The organism is Stenotrophomonas sp. 1L-E-5-B-C3, assembly GCF_057292075.1.
In genome coordinates this window covers 211,181-234,713 of the sequence record NZ_JBXAWS010000006.1, presented here as the reverse complement: position 1 = coordinate 234,713, position 23,533 = coordinate 211,181, and the positions used below count along the sequence as shown (strand labels likewise).

Annotated in this window: 21 protein-coding genes and 3 tRNA genes; 21 read left to right on the top strand and 3 right to left on the bottom strand. The window is 64.3% G+C overall.

Annotated elements, in window-relative coordinates; translation table 11 throughout:
* Positions 1-31 precede the first annotated feature (31 nt).
* From AC0Z6F_RS10500 to AC0Z6F_RS10490, 3 genes are read right to left on the bottom strand one after another with little or no spacing between them, the layout of a single operon-like run.
* Positions 32-889 (bottom strand): polysaccharide deacetylase family protein, encoded by an 858-nt coding sequence (locus AC0Z6F_RS10500; protein WP_006381146.1) that lies wholly within the window; start codon positions 887-889, stop codon positions 32-34.
* Positions 882-2,027: a glycosyltransferase family 4 protein gene (locus AC0Z6F_RS10495; protein WP_012511715.1), complete on the bottom strand. Its 1,146-nt coding sequence runs from the start codon at positions 2,025-2,027 to the stop codon at positions 882-884. The genes AC0Z6F_RS10500 and AC0Z6F_RS10495 overlap by 8 nt, the downstream gene beginning before the upstream one ends.
* An 18-nt stretch (positions 2,028-2,045) precedes the next feature.
* The gene (locus AC0Z6F_RS10490; RefSeq protein ID WP_012511714.1) at positions 2,046-3,923 is read right to left on the bottom strand and encodes a DUF3413 domain-containing protein; all 1,878 of its coding nucleotides are present in this window, start codon (positions 3,921-3,923) and stop codon (positions 2,046-2,048) included.
* A 202-nt stretch (positions 3,924-4,125) separates the two neighbouring features.
* Between AC0Z6F_RS10490 and AC0Z6F_RS10485 the strand changes: the two genes are divergently transcribed.
* From AC0Z6F_RS10485 to rimP, 21 genes are all read left to right on the top strand, one after another.
* A complete protein-coding gene (locus tag AC0Z6F_RS10485; RefSeq protein WP_012511713.1) occupies positions 4,126-5,061 on the top strand; it encodes an isopenicillin N synthase family dioxygenase in 936 nt (311 codons plus the stop codon).
* A gap of 712 nt (positions 5,062-5,773) precedes the next feature.
* Entirely contained in the window at positions 5,774-6,529 is a 756-nt protein-coding gene (gene tpiA / locus AC0Z6F_RS10480; RefSeq protein WP_485617141.1) for a triose-phosphate isomerase, read from the top strand.
* Positions 6,530-6,560: 31 nt separating this feature from the next.
* Positions 6,561-6,998 carry a preprotein translocase subunit SecG gene (gene secG / locus AC0Z6F_RS10475; protein WP_485617142.1) on the top strand — a complete coding sequence of 146 codons (438 nt, stop codon included), beginning with the start codon at positions 6,561-6,563 and terminating at the stop codon, positions 6,996-6,998.
* Positions 6,999-7,049: 51 nt separating this feature from the next.
* Positions 7,050-7,134: transfer RNA gene (locus AC0Z6F_RS10470), tRNA-Leu, on the top strand.
* A 111-nt stretch (positions 7,135-7,245) separates the two neighbouring features.
* A complete protein-coding gene (locus tag AC0Z6F_RS10465) occupies positions 7,246-7,602 on the top strand; it encodes an NADH-quinone oxidoreductase subunit A (RefSeq protein ID WP_008265012.1) in 357 nt (118 codons plus the stop codon).
* Positions 7,593-8,147 carry a NuoB/complex I 20 kDa subunit family protein gene (locus AC0Z6F_RS10460; protein WP_005410463.1) on the top strand — a complete coding sequence of 185 codons (555 nt, stop codon included), beginning with the start codon at positions 7,593-7,595 and terminating at the stop codon, positions 8,145-8,147. The genes AC0Z6F_RS10465 and AC0Z6F_RS10460 overlap by 10 nt, the downstream gene beginning before the upstream one ends.
* A gap of 33 nt (positions 8,148-8,180) precedes the next feature.
* On the top strand, positions 8,181-8,930 hold the full coding sequence (locus AC0Z6F_RS10455; protein ID WP_005410462.1) for an NADH-quinone oxidoreductase subunit C: 750 nt from the start codon (positions 8,181-8,183) through the stop codon (positions 8,928-8,930).
* The gene (locus AC0Z6F_RS10450; RefSeq protein WP_100435050.1) at positions 8,927-10,234 is read left to right on the top strand and encodes an NADH-quinone oxidoreductase subunit D; all 1,308 of its coding nucleotides are present in this window, start codon (positions 8,927-8,929) and stop codon (positions 10,232-10,234) included. The genes AC0Z6F_RS10455 and AC0Z6F_RS10450 overlap by 4 nt, the downstream gene beginning before the upstream one ends.
* Before the next feature lie 97 nt (positions 10,235-10,331).
* Complete coding sequence (nuoE, locus tag AC0Z6F_RS10445; RefSeq protein WP_012511709.1) at positions 10,332-10,859, top strand: NADH-quinone oxidoreductase subunit NuoE; 528 nt, start codon at positions 10,332-10,334, stop codon at positions 10,857-10,859.
* Positions 10,860-10,863: 4 nt separating this feature from the next.
* On the top strand, positions 10,864-12,204 hold the full coding sequence (gene nuoF, locus AC0Z6F_RS10440; protein ID WP_012511708.1) for an NADH-quinone oxidoreductase subunit NuoF: 1,341 nt from the start codon (positions 10,864-10,866) through the stop codon (positions 12,202-12,204).
* Entirely contained in the window at positions 12,201-14,435 is a 2,235-nt protein-coding gene (gene nuoG / locus AC0Z6F_RS10435; protein WP_485617143.1) for an NADH-quinone oxidoreductase subunit NuoG, read from the top strand. Before nuoF ends, nuoG begins: the two co-directional genes overlap by 4 nt.
* Positions 14,432-15,526: an NADH-quinone oxidoreductase subunit NuoH gene (gene nuoH, locus AC0Z6F_RS10430; RefSeq protein WP_012511706.1), complete on the top strand. Its 1,095-nt coding sequence runs from the start codon at positions 14,432-14,434 to the stop codon at positions 15,524-15,526. Before nuoG ends, nuoH begins: the two co-directional genes overlap by 4 nt.
* Positions 15,527-15,529: 3 nt before the next feature.
* Positions 15,530-16,018 carry an NADH-quinone oxidoreductase subunit NuoI gene (nuoI, locus tag AC0Z6F_RS10425; RefSeq protein WP_006381128.1) on the top strand — a complete coding sequence of 163 codons (489 nt, stop codon included), beginning with the start codon at positions 15,530-15,532 and terminating at the stop codon, positions 16,016-16,018.
* A 9-nt stretch (positions 16,019-16,027) separates the two neighbouring features.
* Entirely contained in the window at positions 16,028-16,684 is a 657-nt protein-coding gene (locus tag AC0Z6F_RS10420; protein ID WP_006381127.1) for an NADH-quinone oxidoreductase subunit J, read from the top strand.
* Positions 16,681-16,986, top strand: a complete 306-nt coding sequence (gene nuoK, locus AC0Z6F_RS10415) for an NADH-quinone oxidoreductase subunit NuoK (RefSeq protein WP_006381125.1) — start codon at positions 16,681-16,683, stop codon at positions 16,984-16,986. Before AC0Z6F_RS10420 ends, nuoK begins: the two co-directional genes overlap by 4 nt.
* Before the next feature lie 7 nt (positions 16,987-16,993).
* The gene (nuoL, locus tag AC0Z6F_RS10410) at positions 16,994-19,168 is read left to right on the top strand and encodes an NADH-quinone oxidoreductase subunit L (protein WP_012511705.1); all 2,175 of its coding nucleotides are present in this window, start codon (positions 16,994-16,996) and stop codon (positions 19,166-19,168) included.
* 23 nt (positions 19,169-19,191) lie between these two features.
* Positions 19,192-20,700, top strand: coding sequence for an NADH-quinone oxidoreductase subunit M (locus AC0Z6F_RS10405; protein ID WP_006381122.1), 1,509 nt, complete (start codon positions 19,192-19,194; stop codon positions 20,698-20,700).
* A 15-nt stretch (positions 20,701-20,715) separates the two neighbouring features.
* On the top strand, positions 20,716-22,176 hold the full coding sequence (nuoN, locus tag AC0Z6F_RS10400) for an NADH-quinone oxidoreductase subunit NuoN (protein ID WP_485617144.1): 1,461 nt from the start codon (positions 20,716-20,718) through the stop codon (positions 22,174-22,176).
* A gap of 127 nt (positions 22,177-22,303) precedes the next feature.
* Positions 22,304-22,380 (top strand) — tRNA-Met (locus AC0Z6F_RS10395).
* A gap of 82 nt (positions 22,381-22,462) precedes the next feature.
* A tRNA-Met gene (locus AC0Z6F_RS10390) sits at positions 22,463-22,539 on the top strand.
* Between the two features lie 401 nt (positions 22,540-22,940).
* Complete coding sequence (gene rimP / locus AC0Z6F_RS10385; RefSeq protein WP_006381060.1) at positions 22,941-23,531, top strand: ribosome maturation factor RimP; 591 nt, start codon at positions 22,941-22,943, stop codon at positions 23,529-23,531.
* The last annotated feature ends 2 nt before the right edge of the window (positions 23,532-23,533 follow it).

The following is a 23,533-nucleotide window of genomic DNA, read 5'->3' as shown; positions in this document are numbered from 1 at the left end:
GTGCTGATGAACACCGGGATGGAACCGCCGTTTACGGGCCCGGCACCATCTTCTTCTGCCGCGCCTTGAAACTGTTGAAGATCGGTGCAATCAGCGGGTTGTAACTCCAGGCGATGCGCTTGCGCAGCCAGCTGGCCGGGCGGTTGCGGATCGCAAAGCGGTAGATGCGCTCTGGATCTCCACCGACCACGTTGCGGCCAAATGGATGGGTGGTGTGCAGATAGCGGAAGCCCTGTTCGCGCGCCACCTCGATGTAGTCATCGTCGAAGTCGCCATAAGGCCAGCACAGCGTGTCGGAGACCTCGCCGAGCTTCTCGAGCAGCGTTTGCTTGGCCATCGCCAGATCGCCACTGATGCCTTCCCGGCGTTGTGCGCGGTCCAGATCATCACGCTTCAGCCAGCGGGTGTGGCTGTGGGTATGGCAGTGGACCTCGAACGTGCCGGCCTCGATCGCGGCGCGTGCTTCGCTCCAGCGCATCATCACTTCGTCGCTGCGGCCCTGCTTGTAGATCAGGTCTTCGCAGGCACGATGCTCCGGCGTAGCCGGCAGCTGGGCGCCTTCGATGCCTGCGTGCGGGCGCGCCGGACCTTCATGCATCCAGCCGGTGACCACGAATACCACCGCATGCATGCCGTACTTCTGCAGGATCGGATGGGCATAGACCCAGTTGTCCAGATAGCCGTCGTCGAACGTGATCACGATCGACTTGCGCGGTACCGGTTTGCCGGCGAGGAAGCCGGCGTACTGGTCCAGCGTCAATGACGTCCAGCCGGTACGTGCAAGCCACGCGATCTGGCTCTCGAAGTTCTCCGGGGATACGGTGATCATGCCAGGTGAGTTGCTGACATGGTGGTGCATCAGCACCGGTACGGTTCGGGCATTAGCCATGACCCAGCTCCTTCAACCATTGCAGGTAATAATTCTCGGTCGCCTCGCCATGACCGGCCGTGCTGAAGCGCGAGGTGGTGCGGATCCAGTCCCAGCCGGCACGGCCCATCTGTCGTCGACGCTCCTGATCCTCCACCAGCAACCGCAACGCGCCGGTGAGGGCCGCTTCATCGCCCAGCCGGGTGAGGATGGCATTGCTGCCTTCCACCAGCATTTCAGGCACGCCGCCAACGCGGTGCGAGACGATTGGCAGTGCCGCCTGCGCGGCTTCCAGGAAAACTGTTCCCGAAGCTTCCTTGTGGGTCGCCAGGGCGAAGATGTCGAAGCCCGCCATCAGTCGATGAGCCTCGCTGCGGAAGCCGAGCAGATGCACCTGCTGCTCCAGGCCGAGTTCGCTGCGCAGGGCCAGCAGCCGGCCCATTACTGGCTCTCCGTCTCCGACCACGGCCAGGTGCAGATCGGGGTTGGCCTTGCACAAAGGCGCAATGGCGCGCAGCAGTTCGGCATGGCCCTTGGGTTCGCGCAGCACGGCCACGCAGCCAATCACGATGTCATGCTCGGCGAAACCGAGTTCAGCACGCACGTGCGCGCGGGTCTCCTGCAGTCTCGTCCAGGGATCGCTCTGCTCGGAGACGTCCCAGCGTGGCGGCGTCGCCATCGGCGGCACGATGCCAATATGCCCGGCAGCGATGCCGCGGTCGACCAGCAACCGCTTGACGAAGTCGCTGACGGTGATGATCCGGTGGGGAAGCCTGGTATACGTCAGCAGCGAGTTGACCGGGCTCATCAGATGGCGCGAGCGCACCACGAGCGGGGTTCCACCCAGGCGTGCACCGGCGGCGGCGATCAGTGCATCGCGGCGGCTGGTGGTATTGACCACGTCGTAGCGCTCGCGGCGCACCAGTCGTGATACCGACCAGATCCCACGCAGCAGTCGGGCCAGTCCACCCATGCGCAGGGTGTGTACGGTGAATCCATCATCACGTGCCAGCTGGGCCAGGCGTGCATCGGGCTGACACAGCAGAGATACCTCATGGCCGCGCGCACGCATCACCTGCATGTGGCGGAAGATGTAGATTTCCTGCCCACCCATGCCCTTGGCGGCTTCGGTATGCAGGATGCGCAGCGGGCGTTTCATGGAAACCATCCTCTGTGGTCAGCGGTTGCGGAAGCGGGTCAGCGCTTCCCATGCGGTACGGACGGCGGTGGCATCCGGGGCCTGCTGCGGCAGCGCGCGGTACTGCAGATCCAGAGCGGTTGCGTTGCCGAACTTGTCGAACACATAGATGGCGTTGCCATGGCGGACAGCGCGTTGCGACCAGCTTTCCACCACCAGTGCACGTTCGCCGCTGGGCTCGGCCAACAGATCCTGGCCGGTGCTGAAGTCGGTCAGCGCGTTCTCGCAGCCCAGCGCGTGGCGCATCAACGTCGGGACCCAGTCCTCATGCGAACTGGTGCGGGATTCGCGCGCGCTGCCCCGGCCCGGCCAGTGCAGCACGAACGGCACCTGCAACTGGTAATCCGAGAAGTTGCCGTTGTGGCCCCAGTAATTCAGTGCGAGGTCGTTGAATTCCTCGGCGTGGTCGCCGGTGACCAGCACGATGGTGTCCTGATCCAGGCCCTGTGCGCGCAGGTCGTCCAGCAACGTGCCCACCAGGCTGTCGGCGTAGTGCACGGCGGTGCGGTAGCGGTTCAGCTCGGGGGTCGGGTCATGCTCGGGGCCGAACTTGAGGAAGTCGATTTCGCCGGCCATTGGCGTGGCCAGAGCCGGGTACCCGGCGGGCATGTGGTACGGCGCGTGGGTGGAATCGAGGAATACGAAGCCGAACCACGGCTTGTGCGCGGCCTGGCTGGTGCGGATGTCCTGCTGCAGCGAGGCGACGATGGCACGGTCGCGTCCCTCCGAACCCAGCTCGGAGGGCCCCTGATGCAGTTGGTTGCGTACGTCGGCGAACGCGGTGCGGTCGAATTCGGGGCTGTACAGCGGCGCGCTGCCATACAGGTGCAGGTCGTAGCCCTGCTGCCCCAGCACCTGGAACAACTGCGAGCCGCGCTGCTCGTCCAGCATGCTCTGCCAGTAACCACCAGGGAGGCCGTACAACAGGCCGAACAGACCGTAACGGGTGGCGTTGCCGGTGCTGAAGTGGCGGTCATACACGCGCGCTGACTGAGCCAGCGCCGAGGTATTCGGCATGACCTCCGCCGTCAGTGCATCGTGGCGCAGGGATTCCAGCACCACCATCAGCACGTTGGGGCGGTGCGGATTCTGGCAGCGCAGCGGCTGTAGCGGATACAGCAACTGGGCATGGCGCGGATCGGGCAGCCCAACCTGCGGTTCGCTGACCACGCCCAGCCTGCGCATGAAGCTCTTGGCCGTGATGGGCTGGGCCCAGGGCAGGTAATTCCACTGGGCGATCACGTCACGGTCGCCACGTGCATCGTAGTAGGCAGTGGCGACCTGGCCGCCGGCCATCAGCAGGACGACCACCGCCCAGGCCTGCAGCACCCGGCGCCGACGCGGCGCCGCTGGCAGCAGCTTCCAGCACGCCCAGGCCAGCAGGCCCTCAGCGGTAAAGATCGCCGACACCAACAGGCCGATCTGCAGCCAGGTCTTCCAGGACAATGCGACCTGGTCCTGCAGTGCTCCCCCGAACACCATGTTCACCACCATGGCATTGAGGTGGAAGCGATACAGCGTGAATACCTTGGCATCGACCAGTAGCAGGCACAGCCACAGGCCCTGCAGCAGCACTGCGCTGATGCTCAACGTGCGTGCACTGCGCGTCCACAGGCCCAGCAGCAGTGGCAGCAGGCCGGCGAGGGCGCCGAAGGCCAGCAGATGGCCGGGCAGGGCGATCGCAAGGTAGGCCAGGCCCTGGCCTCCGCCAGGATTACCGCGTAGCGGCACGTTGCCGAGCGTGATGACTGCCGCCAGGATCGCATTGCCGGTGACGAACAGCGACCACCAGGCCAGCCCACGCCAGCGGCGGGCGGTGTCTACAGGGCGGGTGGTTTTGGCTGGAGCAGTGGGCATCGTGCGGACGTGTTCAGGTGGGCGGGCCGCGCGCGACACCAACGTGACGGAATCGTTAAATACGCGCGGGCCGCGCATTGTATCGGTTTGTTTCCTTGTATCGAGTGTATCGAGTCGCGTTCGCCGGGCGATCTGTCACAATGTTCAGGCGGGGCATGAATGCGCAGGCCCCTCCAGACCCAACGACAAGCCAGGAACCGCTGTGAGCCAGATCCCCACCCTCGACATCACCCGTTTCGACAGCGACCGCGAAGCCTTCGTGGCCGAGCTGGGCGCGGCCTACCGCCAATGGGGATTCGCGGGCATCCGCAACCACGGCATCCCGCAGGCCGACATCGACGCGGCCTACGGTGCCTTCAAGGCCTTCTTCGCCCTGCCGGATGAGGTCAAGCGCAAGTACCACGTGGCCGGCAGCGGCGGCGCCCGCGGCTACACCCCGTTCGGTGTTGAAACCGCCAAGGGTTCCAAGCACTTCGACCTGAAGGAGTTCTGGCATATCGGCCGCGAGATCGCCGACGACTCCAAGTACCGCGACGTGATGGCGCCGAACCTGTGGCCGACCGAGGTCGAGGGCTTCCGTGAGCGTGGCTACGGCCTGTACCAGGCGCTGGATAACCTGGGTTCGCGCGTGCTTTCGGCGCTGGCCCTGCACATCGGCCTGCCGGAGAATTTCTTTGCCGACAAGACCAACTTCGGCAACTCGATCCTGCGTCCGATCCATTACCCGCCGATCACCACCGACGATATCCCGAACGTGCGTGCGGGCGCTCATGGCGACATCAACTTCATCACCCTGCTGGTCGGCGCCAGTGCCGCCGGCCTCGAAGTGCAGTCGCACGATGGCGAGTGGGTGCCGTTCACCTCGGACGCGGACACCATCGTGGTCAACATCGGCGACATGCTGCAGCGCCTGACCAACCATGTGTATCCGTCGACCATTCACCGCGTGGTCAACCCCCCGGGTGAGCTGGCGCGCCAGCCGCGTTACTCGGTGCCGTTCTTCCTGCACCCGAACCCGGACTTCCTGATCGACGTGCTGCCGTCGTGCATCACCCCGGACAATCCGAGCCGGTACCCGGAAGCGATCACCGCCCACGGCTTCCTTGAAGAACGCCTGCGCGAGATCAAGCTGAAGTAATGAAGAAGCCGCCGAAAGGCGGCTTTTTCATTACGGGTAGCGCCGGGCCATGCCCGGCGAGCGCAGCGGAGGGTGTTCGGCAGGGCTGCGCCCTGCACCCGCAGAGGCCAAAGCCAAAGCCAAAAGCGGCTCTGGGTTTCTGCGTGGGGAGGTGGGGAGGTGTCGGATGGCGGGGACGCCGTAAACCCATCCCTGGGGGCTTGGCCGCGGCATCCATGCCGCGGACACCCCGCCATCCGACACCTCCCCGCCTTCGACAGTTTCCCGGTGACGGTTGGTAGGTGTCGACCTTGGTCGACACGGTAGATCCATGCCATGCGTGGATGAGATCTGTCAGATCGACGTGGGGTGGGGGGCTGGTCCAACCCGGCAGTCACCCGGAATGCCGCTTTTGCTCTTGCTCTTCTTTCTTCTTTCCGTGGCGGGCGGAACCGCCGGAATGTGTCAGAGGCCGGGCGGGTGGGGCTGCGCAGGGGCGTGAGCCGCATGGATGCGGCGACCGAGCTTACAGGGACGTACTTGCAGCGACCCCTGCGCAGTCCCACCCGCCCGGCCAAGCCCCAAATCCAATCGGGCTCTCCGCGACCAACCCAACCCCCGCCACGAGGGGCTGCGCCGTTGGCTGAAACTCCATGTAACCGCTTACAAAGAAACGAATTTTTGCCGCAGCGGGTATCATGACCGGCTGATTTCACACAGGAGCCACCCGCTCATGCGCCGCAAGATCGTCGCCGGAAACTGGAAGCTGCATGGCAGCCGTCAATTCGCCAATGAACTGCTGGGGCAGGTGGTCGCCGGGCTGCCGCTGGAGGGGGTGGACGTGGTGATCCTGCCGCCGCTGCCGTACCTGGGGGAGCTGGTCGAGGACTTCGGCGAGACCGGCCTTGCTTTTGGCGCGCAGGACGTGAGCAGCAACGAGAAGGGGGCCTATACCGGCGAGGTCTGTGCGGCGATGCTGGTCGAGGTCGGCGCCCGCTACGGCCTGGTCGGTCATTCCGAGCGCCGCCAGTACCATCATGAAAGCAGCGAGCTGGTCGCCCGCAAGTTCGCCGCCGCCCAGCATGCCGGCCTGGTGCCGGTGCTGTGCGTGGGCGAGACCCTGGAGCAGCGCGAGGCCGGGCAGACCGATGTGGTCATCGCCAGCCAGCTGGCGCCGGTGCTGGAGCTGGTCGGTGCGGCCGGTTTCGCCAAGGCCGTGGTTGCCTACGAGCCGGTCTGGGCCATCGGTACCGGCCGCACCGCGACCAAGGAGCAGGCACAGCAGGTGCACGCGTTCATTCGTGGCGAAGTCGCGCGTATCGATGCTAGAATTGCTGATTCACTGCCCATTGTTTACGGCGGTAGCGTGAAGCCCGACAATGCCGGGGAACTGTTCGCGCAGCCGGATGTCGATGGTGGGCTGGTCGGTGGCGCCTCCCTGGTGGCCGCGGACTTCCTGGCCATCGCACGGGCGGCGGCCGCGAACTAATCCTAGAAGTATTGTCCGAGGGCGGTTTTCAATGCTGATGTTGATCCTCAATGTCGTCTACGTGCTGGTCGCTGTGGCCATGATCGCGCTGATCCTGATGCAGCGTGGTTCGGGTGCGGCGGCGGGTTCGGGCTTTGGCGCCGGTGCCTCGGGTACGGTGTTCGGTGCGCGCGGCGCTTCGAACTTCCTGTCCAAGTCGACCAAGTGGCTGGCAGTCGTGTTCTTCGGCATCAGCCTCTTCATGGCCTGGTATGCCGGTCACGGCACCCGCCCGGCGGCCGAGCAGGATCTGGGCCTGATGTCCGCCCCGGCGGTGACCGCTCCGGCGGCCCCGGCGGGCGAATTGCCGGCCGTTCCGAAGGCCGATGCGGTCCCGGTCGCCCCGGTTCCGGCCGCAACTGTGCCGGCTCAGGCGGAATCTTCGGTTTCTGGTGAAGAAAAGCCTTCGGAAGGCTCCCAGAAACACTGAAGCCGGTTACAATACGCGGCGCATCGGGAAGATAGTCTGATGTGATCGTTTGCCCAGGTGGCGGAATTGGTAGACGCACTACCTTGAGGTGGTAGCGACTTAGGTCGTAGGGGTTCGAGTCCCCTCTTGGGCACCATTTGTAAGTAAAGCGGGTTCGTCTGGCGCGCAAGGCGCCAGGCAGATTCCCGTCCACTCCCCCATGCCAAAGCGCCTGCAGGCGCAGCGGCAGAGGCAAGAGAGAATCGCTGTGCTGGCCGAATATTTGCCGTCTCTGCTGTTTCTGATCGTTGCCACCGGTATCGGCATTACGCTGATGCTGGTTGGCCGATTCCTCGGTCCCCGCCGCCCCGATCTGGAAAAGCTGTCGCCGTACGAGTGCGGCTTCGAAGCCTTCGAAGACGCGCGCATGAAGTTCGACGTGCGCTACTACCTGATCGCGATCCAGTTCATCGTCTTCGACCTGGAAATCATCTTCATCGTGCCGTGGACCCAGGTCTTCATGGAGCTGGGCGCGCGTTCGCTCATCACCATGGGCCTGTTTGTCGGCATGCTGTTCCTCGGTTTCATTTACGTCTGGAAGAAGGGAGCGCTGGAATGGGAGTGATTCAGACTCTCGATGGCCTCATGAACAATCCGACGCCGGAAGGCCGGGTTGATGACATCCTGCGGCCGGAAGGCGACAACCCGCTGCTGGAAAAGGGCTTCGTCACCACCAGCGTCGACGCACTGCTGAACTGGGCGCGTACCGGCTCGATGTGGCCGATGACCTTCGGCCTGGCCTGCTGCGCGGTCGAGATGATGCATGCCGGTGCCGCGCGCCTGGACCTTGACCGCTACGGCGTGGTGTTCCGCCCGTCGCCGCGTCAGTCCGACGTGATGATCGTGGCCGGTACCCTGGTCAACAAGATGGCCCCGGCGCTGCGCAAGGTCTATGACCAGATGCCGGACCCGAAGTGGGTCATCTCGATGGGCAGCTGCGCCAACGGCGGTGGTTACTACCACTATTCCTATTCTGTGGTGCGCGGCTGTGATCGCGTGGTGCCGGTGGACGTCTATGTCCCAGGCTGCCCGCCGACCGCCGAGGCGCTGGTGTACGGGATCCTGCAGCTGCAGAAGAAGATCTGGCGTACACAGACCATCGCCCGCTGACCCCTTCACCTGACAAGAGCGCGCCAAGCCCCCATGGCAGAGCAAGCATCCTTCATCGACCGACTCTCCGCACGTTTCGCAGGTGCGAAGGTCATCGTGGTCGAACCCCGCGGCGAAGTGACGCTGGAAGTGCCTGCCGCCGAGTGGCACGCCACCGCCCTGGCGCTGCGTGACGAGTTTGGTTTCGAACAGGCCGTGGATCTCTGCGGCGTCGACTATCTCGGTTATGGCTCCGACGAGTGGGACACCGCCGATGTGTCCTCGCAGGGCTTCAGCCGTGGTGTCGAAGGCAAGGCCCAGGGCCGTTTCGCGTGGGGCGAGTTCCCCACCGAGGAAAACGGTGCCGACGGCGCCCGCCCGCAGCACATGCCGACCCAGCGGTTCGCCGTGGTCGCCCAGCTGCGTTCGTACCAGCACAACCTGATGATGCACCTGCGCTGCTTCGCCCCTGACGAAGCGCTGCCGGTGGTGTCCTCGCTGACCGGCATCTGGCCGGGCCTGAACTGGTTCGAGCGCGAAGCGTTCGACCTGTACGGCGTGATCTTCGAAGGCCACCCGGACCTGCGCCGGATCCTGACCGACTACGGTTTCGTCGGTCATCCGTTCCGCAAGGACTTCCCGCTGATCGGCAATGTCGAAGTCCGCTACGACGAAGAAAAGAAGCGCGTGATCTACGAACCGGTCACCTCGGTGGAGCCGCGTGTCGGCGTGCCGCGCGTGATCCGCGACGACGCCCGCCTGCAGACCGCAGAAGGTGAGCGCGCGCAGGAGGCAGTGAAGTGAGCCACGTACACCAGGCCGGCGAAGCATTCGCCAGCAGCCCGGCCGAGAGCCGGCAGGAAATCCGCAACTACACCATGAACTTCGGCCCGCAGCATCCGGCCGCTCACGGTGTGTTGCGCCTGATCCTGGAAATGGACGGCGAAACCATCATGCGCGCCGACCCGCACGTGGGTCTGCTGCACCGTGGTACCGAAAAGCTGGCCGAGTCCAAGCCCTTCAACCAGTCGATCGGCTACATGGATCGCCTGGATTACGTGTCGATGATGTGCAACGAGCACGCCTACGTGCGCTCGATCGAGACCCTGATGGGTATCGAGGCGCCGGAGCGTGCGCAGTACATCCGCACCCTGTTCGATGAAATCACCCGCATCCTCAACCACCTGATGTGGCTGGGTTCCAACGCCCTCGATCTGGGTGCGATGGCGGTGATGCTGTACGCCTTCCGCGAGCGCGAAGAGCTGATGGACTGCTATGAAGCGGTCTCCGGCGCGCGCATGCACGCGGCGTACTACCGTCCGGGCGGTGTCTACCGCGACCTGCCGGACCACATGCCGAAGTACAAGGAATCGCGCTGGCACAAGGGCAAGGCCCTGAAGAACCTCAACGCCGCGCGCGAAGGTTCGCTGCTGGACTTCCTGGAGAACTTCACCAACGAATTCCCGGGTCGTGTCGACGAATACGAGACCCTGCTGACCGACAACCGTATCTGGAAGCAGCGTACCGTCGGCATCGGCGTGGTGACCCCGGAACTGGCCCACCAGTGGGGCATGACCGGCGTGATGCTGCGTGGCTCGGGCATTGCCTGGGACCTGCGCAAGAAGCGTCCGTACGCCAAGTACGATGCCGTCGATTTCGACATCCCGCTGGGCAAGGAAGGCGACTGCTACGACCGTTACCTGGTCCGCATCGCCGAAATGCGCGAATCCAACCGCATCATCAAGCAGTGCGTGGCATGGCTGAAGGCCAACCCCGGCCTGGTCATGGTCAAGAACTTCAAGGTCGCTCCGCCCAAGCGCGAGGACATGAAGGACGACATGGAAGCGCTGATCCACCACTTCAAGCTGTTCAGCGAAGGCTATTGCGTGCCTGCCGGTGAAACCTACGCCGCCGTTGAAGCCCCGAAGGGCGAGTTCGGCTGCTACCTGGTCTCCGATGGCGCCAACAAGCCGTTCCGCGTGCACCTTCGCGCGCCGGGCTTCGCCCACCTGTCCTCGATCGATTCGATCGTGCGCGGCCACATGCTGGCCGACGTGGTGGCGATGATCGGTACCTACGATCTGGTGTTCGGCGAGGTTGACCGGTAATGCCGTCCGCCACGCCAACGCCCGCTGCAGGCAGCCGGCGCAAGCCGGCGCCGCAGTTCCTGCACTCCCACGTTATGCATTTCGCTGAGGTCGGCCGATGAAGGCGACAGGTAATTTCGAGGCGGCGCGCGACGTCGACCCGATGGTGGTGCTGAGCGACAAGACGCGCGCTCACATCGATCACTGGCTGTCCAAGTTCCCGCCGGACCGCAAGCGCTCTGCCGTGCTGCAGGGCCTGCACGCGGCCCAGGAGCAGAACGAGGGCTGGTTGACCGACGAGCTGATCGCCGGCGTGGCCAAGTATCTCGACCTGCCGCCGGTGTGGGCCTACGAGGTCGCCAGCTTCTACTCGATGTTCGAGACCGAGAAGGTGGGCCGCAACAACGTGGCCATCTGCACCAACATCAGCTGCTGGCTCAATGGCGCCGAGGACATCGTCCGCCATTGCGAGAAGAAGCTGGGCATCAAGCACGGTGAATCGACCGCGGACGGCCGCGTCTACCTCAAGCGCGAGGAAGAGTGCCTCGCTGGCTGCGGTGGCGCACCGATGATGGTCATCAACGGTCACTACCATGAGCGTCTGACCCTGGAAAAGGTCGACGAGCTGCTGGACGGGCTGGAGTAAGGGCATGGCACATCACCACGAATCCAAGGGTCCGGTCGGCCCCGCGCCGCTGCCGCACCAGGTGGTCTACACCACCCTGCATTACGACACCCCGTGGTCGTACGAAAGCTACCTGAAGACTGGTGGCTATGCCGCCCTGCGCAAGATCCTCGAAGAGAAGATCCCGCCGGAGCAGGTCATCGAGATGGTCAAGGCCTCGGGCCTGCGCGGCCGCGGTGGCGCAGGCTTCCCGACCGGCCTGAAGTGGTCCTTCATGCCCAAGGGCAACATGCAGAAGTACATCCTCTGCAACTCGGATGAATCCGAGCCGGGCACCTGCAAGGACCGCGACATCCTGCGCTACAACCCGCATTCGGTGGTGGAAGGCATGGCGATCGCCTGCTACGCCACCGGTTCGACCGTGGGTTACAACTACCTGCGCGGTGAGTTCCACCACGAGCCGTTCGAGCACTTCGAGCAGGCCCTGGCCGACGCCTATGCAAATGGCTGGCTGGGCAAGAACGTGATGGGCTCGGGCGTGGACATCGACATCTACGGTGCGCTGGGCGCCGGCGCGTACATCTGCGGCGAAGAAACCGCGCTGATGGAATCGCTGGAAGGCAAGAAGGGCCAGCCGCGCTACAAGCCGCCGTTCCCGGCCAACTTCGGCCTGTACGGCAAGCCGTCGACGATCAACAACACCGAGACCTATGGTTCGGTGCCGGCGATCATCCGCAACGGTCCGGAGTGGTTCAAGGGCCTGAGCCTGACCGCCAACGGCGGTCCGAAGTGCTTCTCGGTATCCGGCTGCGTGCAGAACGGCGGCAACTTCGAAGTGCCGCTGGGCACCACGTTCCACGATCTGCTGCAGATGGCCGGTGGCCTGCGTCCGGGCCGCACCCTGAAGGGCGCGATCCCGGGCGGCGTGTCGATGCCGGTGCTGACCGCGGCCGAGCTGAAGGACCTGCCGATGGACTACGACACCATCCGTGCGCTGGGCTCCGGCCTGGGTTCGGGTGCGATCGTGGTGCTTGACGACAGCGTCTGCTGCGTCAAGTTCGCCTGCCGCATCAGCCAGTTCTTCCACAAGGAATCCTGCGGCCAGTGCACCCCGTGCCGTGAAGGTACCGGCTGGATGCACCGCGTGCTGGAGCGCATCGTCGCCGGCAAGGCCACGATGGAAGACCTGCACCAGCTGAAGGCGGTGGCCGGCCAGATCGAAGGCCACACCATCTGTGCGTTCGGTGAAGCGGCTGCATGGCCCATCCAGGGCTTCCTGCGCCAGTTCTGGGACGAATTCGAGTACTACATCGTCAACGGTCATTCGATGGTTGACGGCAAGAAGGTGGAGGCAGCCGCCGCATGAGCGCGCAACCCGTAAACCCGAGCGTGCCACCGGATCACGTGACCATCGAGATCGATGGCAAGTCGCTGGTCGTGCCCAAGGGTTCGATGATCATCCAGGCCGCCGACAAGGCCGGCATTTCGATTCCGCGCTTCTGCTACCACGAGAAGCTGCCGATCGCTGCCAACTGCCGCATGTGCCTGGTGGACGTGGAGAAGTCGCCGAAGCCGGCGCCGGCCTGCGCCACCCCTGTGATGGACGGCATGAAGGTCGCCACCCGCAGCGAGAAGGCGCTGAAGTTCCAGCGCTCGGTGATGGAGTTCCTGCTCATCAATCACCCGCTGGACTGCCCGATCTGCGATCAGGGCGGCGAGTGCGAGCTGCAGGACGTGTCGCTGGGCTATGGCCGTTCGGTCAGCCGCTTCAACGAGCGCAAGCGCGTGGTGCCGGACGAGGACATGGGCCCGCTGGTCGCCACCGAGATGACCCGCTGCATCCAGTGCACCCGCTGCGTCCGCTTCACCGCCGACGTTGCCGGTACCTACGAACTGGGTGGCATGTACCGCGGTGAGAACCTGCAGATCGGTACCTTCGATGGCAAGCCGCTGACCACCGAGCTGTCCGGCAACGTCGTCGACGTCTGCCCGGTCGGTGCACTGACCAACAAGGTGTTCCAGTTCCGCGCCCGCCCGTGGGAGCTGACCGCGCGCGAATCGCTGGGCTACCACGACGCCATGGGTTCGAACCTGTTCCTGCACGTGCGTCGCGGCGAAGTGCTGCGCACCGTGCCGCGCGACAACGAAGCCGTGAACGAGTGCTGGCTGTCCGACCGTGACCGCTACTCGCACCAGGGCCTGTACAGCGAAGACCGTGCGGTCAAGCCGCTGCGCAAGGTCAATGGCGAGTGGAAGGAAGTGAGCTGGGCCGAAGGCCTGGCCGCCGCTGCCGAGATTCTCAAGGCCAACCAGGGCGACAACCTGGGCGTGCTGGTGCATCCGTCCACCTCGAACGAGGAAGGCGCGCTGCTGGCCCGCCTGGCCAAGGGCTTGGGCTCGAGCAACATCGACCACCGCATCAACAACCGCGATTTCTCCGACGCTGCAACCGCCGAAGTGTTCGGCCTGCCGCTGGCCGAGATCGAAGGCGCCGACCGCATCGTCGTTCTGGGCAGCAACATCCGCCACGAGCTGCCGCTGCTGCACGCCCGCCTGCGCAAGGCGCAGACCACCAACGGCGCGAAAATCCACGTCGTCAACCCGGTGGACTTCGACTTCGCCTTCAGCATCGCCGGCAAGCAGATCGTCGCGCCGTCGAAGTTCGTCGACGCGCTGGCCAACGCCGAGCTGCGTTCGGCGGTGCAGGGCGGCAACAACACCGTGCTGATCGTCGGTGGCATCGCCGAAAACCACCCGCAGGCTGCCGCGATCCGCGCCGCCGCGCGTGACTTCGCCGCTGCGACCGGTGCCAAGCTGTGCCGCATCCCGCAGGGTGCCAACGCCGTTGGCCTGACCCGCGCAGGCGTGCTGCCGGCCGGCAAGGACGTCGCCGCAATGCTGGCGCAGCCGCGCCAGGCCTACGTGGTGTACGGCCTGGAGCCGGGTCTGGACTTCGCCGACGCTCCCGCCGCGCGCAAGGCGCTGGTCGGTGCCCAGGTGGTGGCCTTCAGCCAGTTCGCCTGCGTCTCCACCCGCGACGTTGCCGACGTGATCCTGCCGATCGGTGCGCTGCCGGAAATCGACGCCACCCTGACCAACCTCGATGGTCGCGAGCAGTCGGCCCGTGCCGGCGGCAAGCTGCCGGGCGAGGCCCGTGAGGGCTGGCGCGTGCTGCGCGCCCTGGGCGGAGAGCTGGCGGTAGCCGGTTTCGACTTCACCGACCTGGCCGGCCTGCGCGCCAGCCTGGCCCCGGTGTCGGTTACCGTTGCCGCTTCGGCGCAGCCGGTGGTTGCTGGCGAAGGCCTGGAAGTGGCTTCGACTGCCGCGATCTACCGCACCGATGCGGTGGTCCGTCGCGCCCCGGCGCTGCAGTCGCATCCGCTCAACAACGCCCCGCGCATCGTGCTGAACGCTGAAGATGCCGCTCGCCTGCAGCTGCAGGAAGGACAGATGGCCAAGGTCGGCACCGATGCCGGCAAGGCCACCCTGCCGGTGGTGATCGACGCCCGCGTCGCTGTGGGTTCGGTCTGGATTGAATCGGGCCACGGCGCGACCGCGCCGCTGGGTGCCGCTCGCGTAACGGTGGTGGCTGCATGAACGAATTGCTGTTGAACGCGGTCGACCCGCTGCACCAGTGGCTGCTCGGCCTTGGTGACATCGGCGCGCTGATCTGGATCATCCTGAAGATCCTGGTGATCACCGTTCCGGTGATCGTCTCGGTGGCTTTCTACGTGGTCTGGGAACGCAAGCTGATCGGCTGGATGCACGTCCGCCACGGCCCGATGTACGTAGGCATGGGCATCTTCCAGGCCTTCGCCGACGTCTTCAAACTGCTGTTCAAGGAAGTGGTCCAGCCGAGCAGCGCCAACAAGGCGATCTACCTGCTGGCGCCGCTGATCACCCTGGCTCCGGCCTTCGCGGCCTGGTCGGTGGTCCCCTTCGATTCGCAGATCGTGCTGTCCAACGCCAACGCCGGCCTGCTGTACCTGCTGGCGATGACCTCGCTGGGCATCTACGGCATCATCCTGGCCGGTTGGGCATCCAACTCGAAGTATGCGTTCCTGGGTGCGATGCGCGCCTCGGCGCAGATGATCAGCTACGAAATCGCCATGGGCTTCGCTCTGGTCGGCGTGATGATCGCGTCGGGCAGCCTGAACCTGAGCAACATCGTGATGGCGCAGGCCGGCAATTCCGGTTTCTTCGACTGGTTCCTGCTGCCGCTGTTCCCGCTGTTCGTCATCTACTGGGTGTCGGGCGTTGCCGAAACCAACCGCGCGCCGTTCGACGTGGTGGAAGGTGAATCGGAAATCGTCGCCGGTCACATGGTCGAGTACTCGGGCGGTGCGTTCGCGCTGTTCTTCCTGGCCGAATACGCCAACATGATCCTGATCAGCTTCCTGATCTCGATCTTCTTCCTCGGCGGCTGGCTGAGCCCGATCCAGGGCTGGGTCAACCCGGGCGATATCTCGCCGCTGGTCGACTGGATCTGGAAGGGCGGTGCACCGTGGCTGTTCGTCAAGGTGTTCTTCTTCGCCAGTGCCTACATCTGGTTCCGTGCCAGCTTCCCGCGCTTCCGCTATGACCAGATCATGCGCCTGGGCTGGAAGGTCTTCATCCCGCTGGCCATTCTGTGGATCGCGGTTACCGCCGTCATGGTGTTCTTCGGCGTGATTCAAAAGGGCGTCTAAGTGATGAACAGGATTACCCATTACTTCAAGAGCCTGCTGCTGCTCGAACTGCTGGGCGGCCTTTGGCTGACGCTGAAGTACAGCTTCAAGCCCAAGTACACGATGATGTACCCGATGGAGAAGTTCCCGCAGTCGCCGCGCTTCCGTGGACTGCACGCCCTGCGCCGTTACCCCAACGGTGAAGAGCGCTGCATCGCCTGCAAGCTGTGCGAAGCGGTGTGCCCTGCATTGGCCATCACCATCGACTCGGCCAAGCGCGAAGACGGCACCCGCCGTACCACGCGCTATGACATCGATCTGTTCAAGTGCATCTTCTGCGGCTTCTGCGAAGAAAGCTGCCCGGTGGACTCGATCGTCGAAACCCACATCCTCGAGTATCACTTCGAGAATCGTGGCGAAAACATCGTTACCAAGCCGCAGCTGCTGGCCCTGGGCGACCGTCTCGAGTCCGAGATCGCCGAGCGTCGCGCCGCCGATGCCGCTTACCGCTGAGGTCGAGAGATGGATTGGGTAAATATCGCTTTCTGGGTCTTCGCCATCGCGGCAACGGTTTCGGCCGGTGCGGTGATCAGCGTGCGCAATCCGGTGCATGCCGTTCTGTGTCTGGTGCTGACCTTCTTCTCCATCGCCTGCGTGTGGCTGCTGGTCGGTGCCGAGTTCCTCGGCGTGGCACTGGTGCTGGTGTATGTCGGCGCTGTAATGGTGCTGTTCCTGTTCGTGGTGATGATGCTCGACATCGATCCCACCAAGCTGCGTGAGGGTTGGGTGCGCTACCTGCCGGTCGGCCTCATCGTGGCCGTGGCGATGCTGGTGCAGATGCTGATCCTGATCGGCGTGAAGGGCAGGGCGGTCACCCCGTTCCCGGCCGACAACGCCGCCGCGCTGGCCGCCGACAGCTCCAACGTCACCTGGCTGGCGCGTACGCTGTTCACCGAGTACCTGCTGCCGTTCGAGTTCGCTGCAGTCATCCTGACCGTGGCCGTGGTTGCCGCCGTGATGCTGACCCTGCGTCGCCGTACCGGCGTGAAGAGCCAGAACCCGGGTGAGCAGACCATGGTCAAGGCCGACCAGCGCCTGCGCATGGTCAAGATGGGCGCCGAAGCGCCGGTCGTGCACAGCAACAGCAAGCCGGCCACCGGCGAGGAGACCCAGCCGTGATTACCCTTGGCCACATGCTTGCGCTTGGCGCGGTGCTGTTCGCCATCAGCCTGGCCGGCATCTTCCTCAACCGGAAGAACGTCATCGTCCTGTTGATGTCGATCGAGCTGATGCTGTTGTCGGTGAACGTCAATTTCGTCGCGTTCTCGCGTCAGTTGGGCGATCCGTCCGGCCAGCTGTTCGTGTTCTTCATCCTGACCGTCGCCGCCGCGGAAGCCGCCATCGGCCTGGCGATCCTGGTGACCCTGTTCCGTACCCGACGCACGATCAATGTCGGCGAAGTCGATTCGTTGAAGGGCTGATCCACAGATGGAAATCACTCTCTCCAAGAGTCTGTTGATCGCAGTGGTGCTTGCACCGCTGTTCGGCAGCATCATCGCCGGCCTGTTCGGTCGCCAGGTCAAGCGCTTCGGCGCGCAGACCATCACCATCCTCGGCGTCGCGGTGGCCTGCGGCCTGTCGATGTACACGCTCTACCAGCTGCTGTGGGGCGGTGCGCAGCCGTTCAACCAGAACATCTACACGTTCTTCGAAGTCGGCCAGTACTCGGCCCATGTCGGCTTCATGGTCGACAAGCTGACCGCGATGATGATGGTGGTGGTGACCTTCGTGTCGCTGCTGGTCCACATCTACACGATTGGCTACATGCAGGACGATCCGGGCTACCAGCGGTTCTTCAGCTACATCTCGCTGTTCACCTTCTCGATGCTCACCCTGGTGATGAGCAACAACTTCCTGCAGCTGTTCTTCGGCTGGGAAGCGGTGGGCCTGGTGTCGTACCTGCTGATCGGCTTCTGGTTCAAGCGCCCGACCGCGATCTTCGCCAACATGAAGGCGTTCCTGGTCAACCGCGTCGGTGACTTCGGCTTCCTGCTCGGTATCGCCGGCGTGCTGTGGGTGTTCGGCACCCTGGATTACTCGCAGGTGTTCTCGCAGGCCGGCATGCTGGCCGACCCGCGCGCCCAGTTGCAGATCTGGGACGGCACCATGTTCGGCATGCAGCTGCTGAACGAGCCGGTGATCTGGTCGATCGCCACCGTCATCTGCATCTGCCTGTTCATCGGTGCGATGGGCAAGTCGGCCCAGGTTCCGCTGCACGTGTGGCTGCCGGACTCGATGGAAGGCCCGACCCCGATCTCGGCACTGATCCACGCCGCGACGATGGTGACCGCCGGTATCTTCATGGTCACCCGCATGTCGCCGCTGTTCGAGCTGTCGCAGACCGCGTTGAACTTCATCCTGTTCATCGGTGCCACCACGGCCTTCTTCACCGGCCTGATCGGCATCGTGCAGAACGACATCAAGCGTGTCGTCGCGTACTCCACGCTGTCCCAGCTGGGCTACATGACCGTCGCACTGGGTGTGTCGGCCTACTCGGCCGCCGTGTTCCACCTGATGACCCATGCCTTCTTCAAGGCGCTGCTGTTCCTGGGTGCCGGTTCGGTCATCATCGCGATGCACCACGAGCAGGACATGCGCAAGATGGGCGGCCTGCGCAAGTACATGCCGATCACCTTCGTTACCATGTGGATCGGTACCCTGGCGCTGGTCGGTACGCCTTTCTTCTCCGGCTTCTACTCGAAGGACACCATCATCGAGGCGGCCGAGATCCACGCCCACATGCAGAACAGCTGGGTGGCCACCTATGGCTACTGGGCAGTGCTGGGTGGCGTGCTGGTGACCAGCTTCTACAGCTTCCGCCTGCTGTTCCTGACCTTCCATGGCAAGGAACGCTTCCGCGACGCGCACGATGATCACGGCCATGGCCATGACGATCACCACGCCGCCGACACCCACCATGCTGATGCTCACCACGGCGATGCCCATGACGACCACGGCCATGGCCACGGTCCGCATGAGCCGCACGAAACCCCGTGGGTGGTGACCCTGCCGCTGATCCTGCTGGCCATCCCCTCGATCGCCATCGGTTTCTTCAGCATCGGTCCGATGCTGCACGGCACCGACTGGGCCGGCCACCATGCGCATGAAGCGATCAAGGGCCAGGCGCAGACGTTCTTCACCGGTGTCGTGGACTTCTACGATCCGGCCAAGAACACCGTTGCCTTCCTCGGTGAGGAGTTCCATGGCCCGGTCGCGTTCGCCCTGCACGGCATGATGCTGCCGCCGTTCTGGCTGACACTGGCAGGCTTCCTGCTGGCCGCGTTGTTCTACCTGTGGAAGCCGGACCTGTCGGGCAAGGCGCGCAAGACCTTTGCTCCGCTGGTGTCGGTGCTGGAAAACAAGTACGGCTTCGACAAGCTGTGGATCGATGGCTTTGCCGGTGGCGGTGTCAAGCTGGGCAAGGTCTCGCGCTGGATCGACAGCAACATCGTCGACGGCGTGGTCAATCTTTCGGCACGTGTTGTGGACGTTGCAGCCGGCGTGCTGCGTCGTACCCAATCCGGTTTCCTCTATCACTACGCCTTCGCGATGATCATCGGCCTTATTGCCCTTCTGGGCGTGCTGATGCATTACCTGCGTTGATGACCTGTACGGAATAAGAAGACGTGTCGAACTGGCCTCTACTCAGTGTCCTCATCTGGCTGCCGATCATCGGTGGTGCCCTGATCCTTGCGATCCGTGATGCGCAGACCGCCCGCTGGGCGTCCCTGGGCGTCGCCGTGCTGACCTTCGTGGCGAGCCTCTCGCTGCTGAGCGGCTACAACGCGGGTGTCGACGGCATGCAGTTCGTCGAGACCCATGCCTGGATCCCGGCGTACAAGATCGGCTACAACCTGGGCGTGGACGGCATTGCCGTGGCGCTGATCCTGCTGACCACACTGGTCAGCGTGCTTGCCCTGATCGGTGCCTGGAGCGCGATCGACAAGCGCGTCAACCAGTACGTGGCCGCCTTCCTGATTCTGGAAGGTGTCACCGTCGGTATCTTCGCCGCAACGGACGCGATGCTGTTCTACGTGTTCTTCGAAGCGATGCTGATCCCGATGTTCCTGATCATCGGTGTCTGGGGCGGCCCGCGCCGCATCTACGCCGCGCTGAAGTTCTTCCTGTACACCTTCCTTGGCTCGGTGCTGATGCTGGTGGCGCTGATCTACCTGTACATGAAGGGCGGCAGCTTCCAGCTGGCCGACCTGTACGCGCTGCCGCTGTCGGCCAAGGAACAGACCTGGATCTTCTTCGCCTTCCTGATCGCCTTCGCGGTCAAGGTGCCGATGTTCCCGGTCCACACCTGGCTGCCTGACGCCCACGTGGAAGCGCCGACCGCCGGTTCGGTGATCCTGGCTGCCATCGCCCTGAAGATCGGTGGCTACGGCTTCCTGCGCTTCAACCTGCCGATCGTCCCGGACGCGTCGCAGGAATGGGCCTGGCTGGTGATCGCGCTGTCGCTGATCGCGGTGATCTACGTCGGCCTGGTCGCGCTGGTGCAGGACGACATGAAGAAGCTGATCGCCTATTCGTCGATCGCGCACATGGGCTTTGTCACCCTGGGTACCTTCATCGCCCTGTGGCTGGTGCGCGAAGCCGGCAACGCCGATGCGGCCCGTCTGGGCCTACAGGGCGCGATGGTGCAGATGATCTCGCACGGCTTCGTGTCCGGCGCGATGTTCTCCAGCGTCGGCGTGCTGTACGACCGCATGCACAGCCGCCGCATCGCCGATTACGGCGGCGTGGTCAACGTGATGCCCTGGTTTGCCACCTTCGCCATGCTGTTCTTCATGGCCAACGCAGGCCTGCCGGGCACCAGCGGTTTCGTCGGCGAGTTCATGGTCATCCTCGCGGCCTTCCAGCGTAATCCGTGGATCGCGCTGGGCGCGGCCACCACCCTGATCATTGGCGCCGCCTACACCCTGTGGCTGTACAAGCGCATCTTCTTCGGCGAAGTGGCCAACAGCCATGTCGCCGAACTGAAGGACATCAACGGCCGCGAATGGCTGGTGCTGGGCGTGTTCGCCATCGGCGTGCTGGCCCTGGGCATCTACCCCAAGCCGCTGACCGACCTGATGGAGCCCTCGATCGCGAAGCTGGCGATGCAGATCGCATCCAGCAAGCTGCTGTAATTCCAGGATTTGATGATGACCACCTCGCCGCTGCTGCCATTGACCGCCGCTGACCTGCCACCGCTCGCCCCCGAGCTGGTGCTGATCGGCAGCGCCTTCGCCCTGATGATCCTCGACCTGTTCGTCAGCAACCGGAACAAGCTCGTCACCCACCTGTTCTCGCTCGCTGCGCTGGCCGTGGTGCTGTTCATGCTGGCCACCGGCGTGGGCGGGCAGGGGGAGGTCTTCCATGGCATGTTCGTGCGCGATACCGCCGCGGACGTGATGAAGACCGGGATCGTGCTGCTCAGCGGCCTGACCCTGGTCTATGGCTGGCGCTACCTGCGTGACCGCAACCTGTTCCAGGGCGAGATCCCGGTGCTGATCCTGTTCGGCACCGCCGGCATGATGATCCTGGTCTCGGCCGGCAGCCTGCTGATGGTCTACCTGGGCCTGGAACTGCTGGCGCTGTGCTCGTACGCGCTGGTTGCCAGCAACCGTGAGAACGGCCTGGCCTCGGAAGCGGCGATGAAGTACATCGTGCTGGGTTCGCTGGCCTCGGGCCTGCTGCTGTACGGTATGTCGCTGATCTACGGCGCCACCGGCAGCCTGCACCTGGACGTCATCCGCGAGGCCATCCCGCACTCGGAAGAGCGCGTGCTGCTGATCACCGGTGCGGTGTTCATGATTGCCGGCGTCGCCTTCAAGCTGGGTGCCGCGCCGTTCCACATGTGGCTGCCCGACGTCTACCAGGGTGCCCCGGCACCGATCGCGCTGTTCATCAGCTCGGCACCGAAGCTGGCCGCGTTCGGCATGGCCTACCGGCTGCTGGAGATGGGCGTGGGCCCGCTGTCGACCGAGCTGCAGCTGCTGATTGCCGGCCTGGCCGCGGTCTCGCTGGTGATCGGCAACCTGATGGCCATTGCGCAGAGCAACCTCAAGCGCATGCTGGCGTTCTCCACGGTCTCGCACATCGGCTTCCTGCTGATGGGCATCGCCGGTGGCGGTTCGCAGGGCTATGCCGCCGCGCTGTTCTATGCACTGGCGTACGCGATCATGTCGACCGCGGCCTTCGGCGCGATCATCGCGTTGTCGCGTGCCGGCTTCGAAGCCGAGAACATCGAAGACTTCAAGGGTCTGAATGCCCGCAACCCGTGGATGGCCGGCCTGGTGCTGTGCGTCATGGCGTCGCTGGCTGGCATTCCGCCGTTCCTGGGCTTCTGGACCAAGCTGGCGGTGCTGGGCGCAGCCATCAATGGTGGCCTGCTGTGGCTGGCCATCCTGGGCGTGCTGTGTGCCGTGGTCGGCTGCTTCTACTACCTGCGCGTCATCAAGGTCATGTACTTCGATGAGCCGGTGGGCGAGGCCATGCCGCGCAGCAACGACCGCGTGCTGGGCCTGGTGCTGGGCGTGAATGCACTGGCGCTGCTGGCGCTGGGCCTGGCCTGGAACCCGATCATGGTCTGGTGCCAGCAGGCATTTGCGCATATTGCATAAAAGTTGACACAAAGCTGCGCGATTCGTGTAATATGCGCAGCCTGAGTTGTCACTGCAGCGGTTCAGCCAGAACATCGTTGCGGTAGCCCTCCTCGAAAGAGTAGGGCAGCAGTTCAAACACTTCCGGTGCGGGGTGGAGCAGTCTGGCAGCTCGTCGGGCTCATAACCCGAAGGTCGCAGGTTCAAATCCTGCCCCCGCTACCAACTTCATATCGGCGCCAACCGGTTTGATGAATGAGGAAAAGCTTGCATGTTTTGAAGCTATGCCTCATAATTCCGCTTCTGATGCGGGGTGGAGCAGTCTGGCAGCTCGTCGGGCTCATAACCCGAAGGTCGCAGGTTCAAATCCTGCCCCCGCTACCAAGTAAAGAATGCGCCTTCGAAGTCCTGCTTCGAAGGCGTTTTTCTTTTGCGCTTCCGCTCGATCCGCCGGGCATGGCCCGGCGCTACCACCGCGCGGCGTGCCGGTAGCGCCGGGCCATGCCCGGCGAGCGAAGCGGCCGGTTTCAGGCGGGTCCAAGCCTTGCACCAGCGCGGTGCAGTCGCTATCATCAGCGGCCTAGCAGTACCCCTGAAGGCGGCCTCCCAGCGGGAGTCCACACCCGGAAGGAGGGCCGCAACCGGCAGGCAATGCAGGTTGCAACCGGAATCCAGTCACCGGAGTCTTTCCGGAAAAGGGGCCCAGCGGGCCCTTTGTCGTTTCCGGGGCGTCATGTTTCCACGCCGGCCAAGGCCGGCACCCAACCAAGAGATCAAGGCAGGCTGTGAGCGACAAGGCAACCGACATCGCGAATCTGCTCGCCCCGACCGTTGTGTCGCTGGGCCTGGAGCTGCTGGGCGTTGAGTATCTGCCGGCCCCCGGCGGTGCGACCCTGCGCCTTTACATCGACGTGCCGCTGGCTGAGCAGCCGGAGCGCATCATCAATGTCGACGACTGCGAGCGGGTCAGCCGCGAAGTGTCGGCACAGATGGACGTCGAAGACCCGATCAGCGGCAACTACACGCTGGAAGTGTCTTCGCCGGGTGTCGATCGTCCGCTGTTCAACCTGGAGCAGTTCGGCCGTCACCTCGGCGAGTCGGCCAAGGTCACGCTGAAGCTGCCGCAGGACAACCGTCGTCGCCTGCAGGGCCGCATCGAGGCGATCGACGAAGCCGCAGGCGCCATCACCTTCATCGTCGACAAGGCCGAAGTGGTCGTGTCGGCGGACAACATCGACAAGGCACGGATCATGCCCGACTGGGTCGCGCTGGGGCTCGCCCCGAGCAAGCCGACCGGTCCGGCACCGAAGCGTCCGAAGCCGAAAACGAATTCTTCTTCCAACGAGCCGGCGGCAAAGAAGCCGCGCGCGGAGTGAGC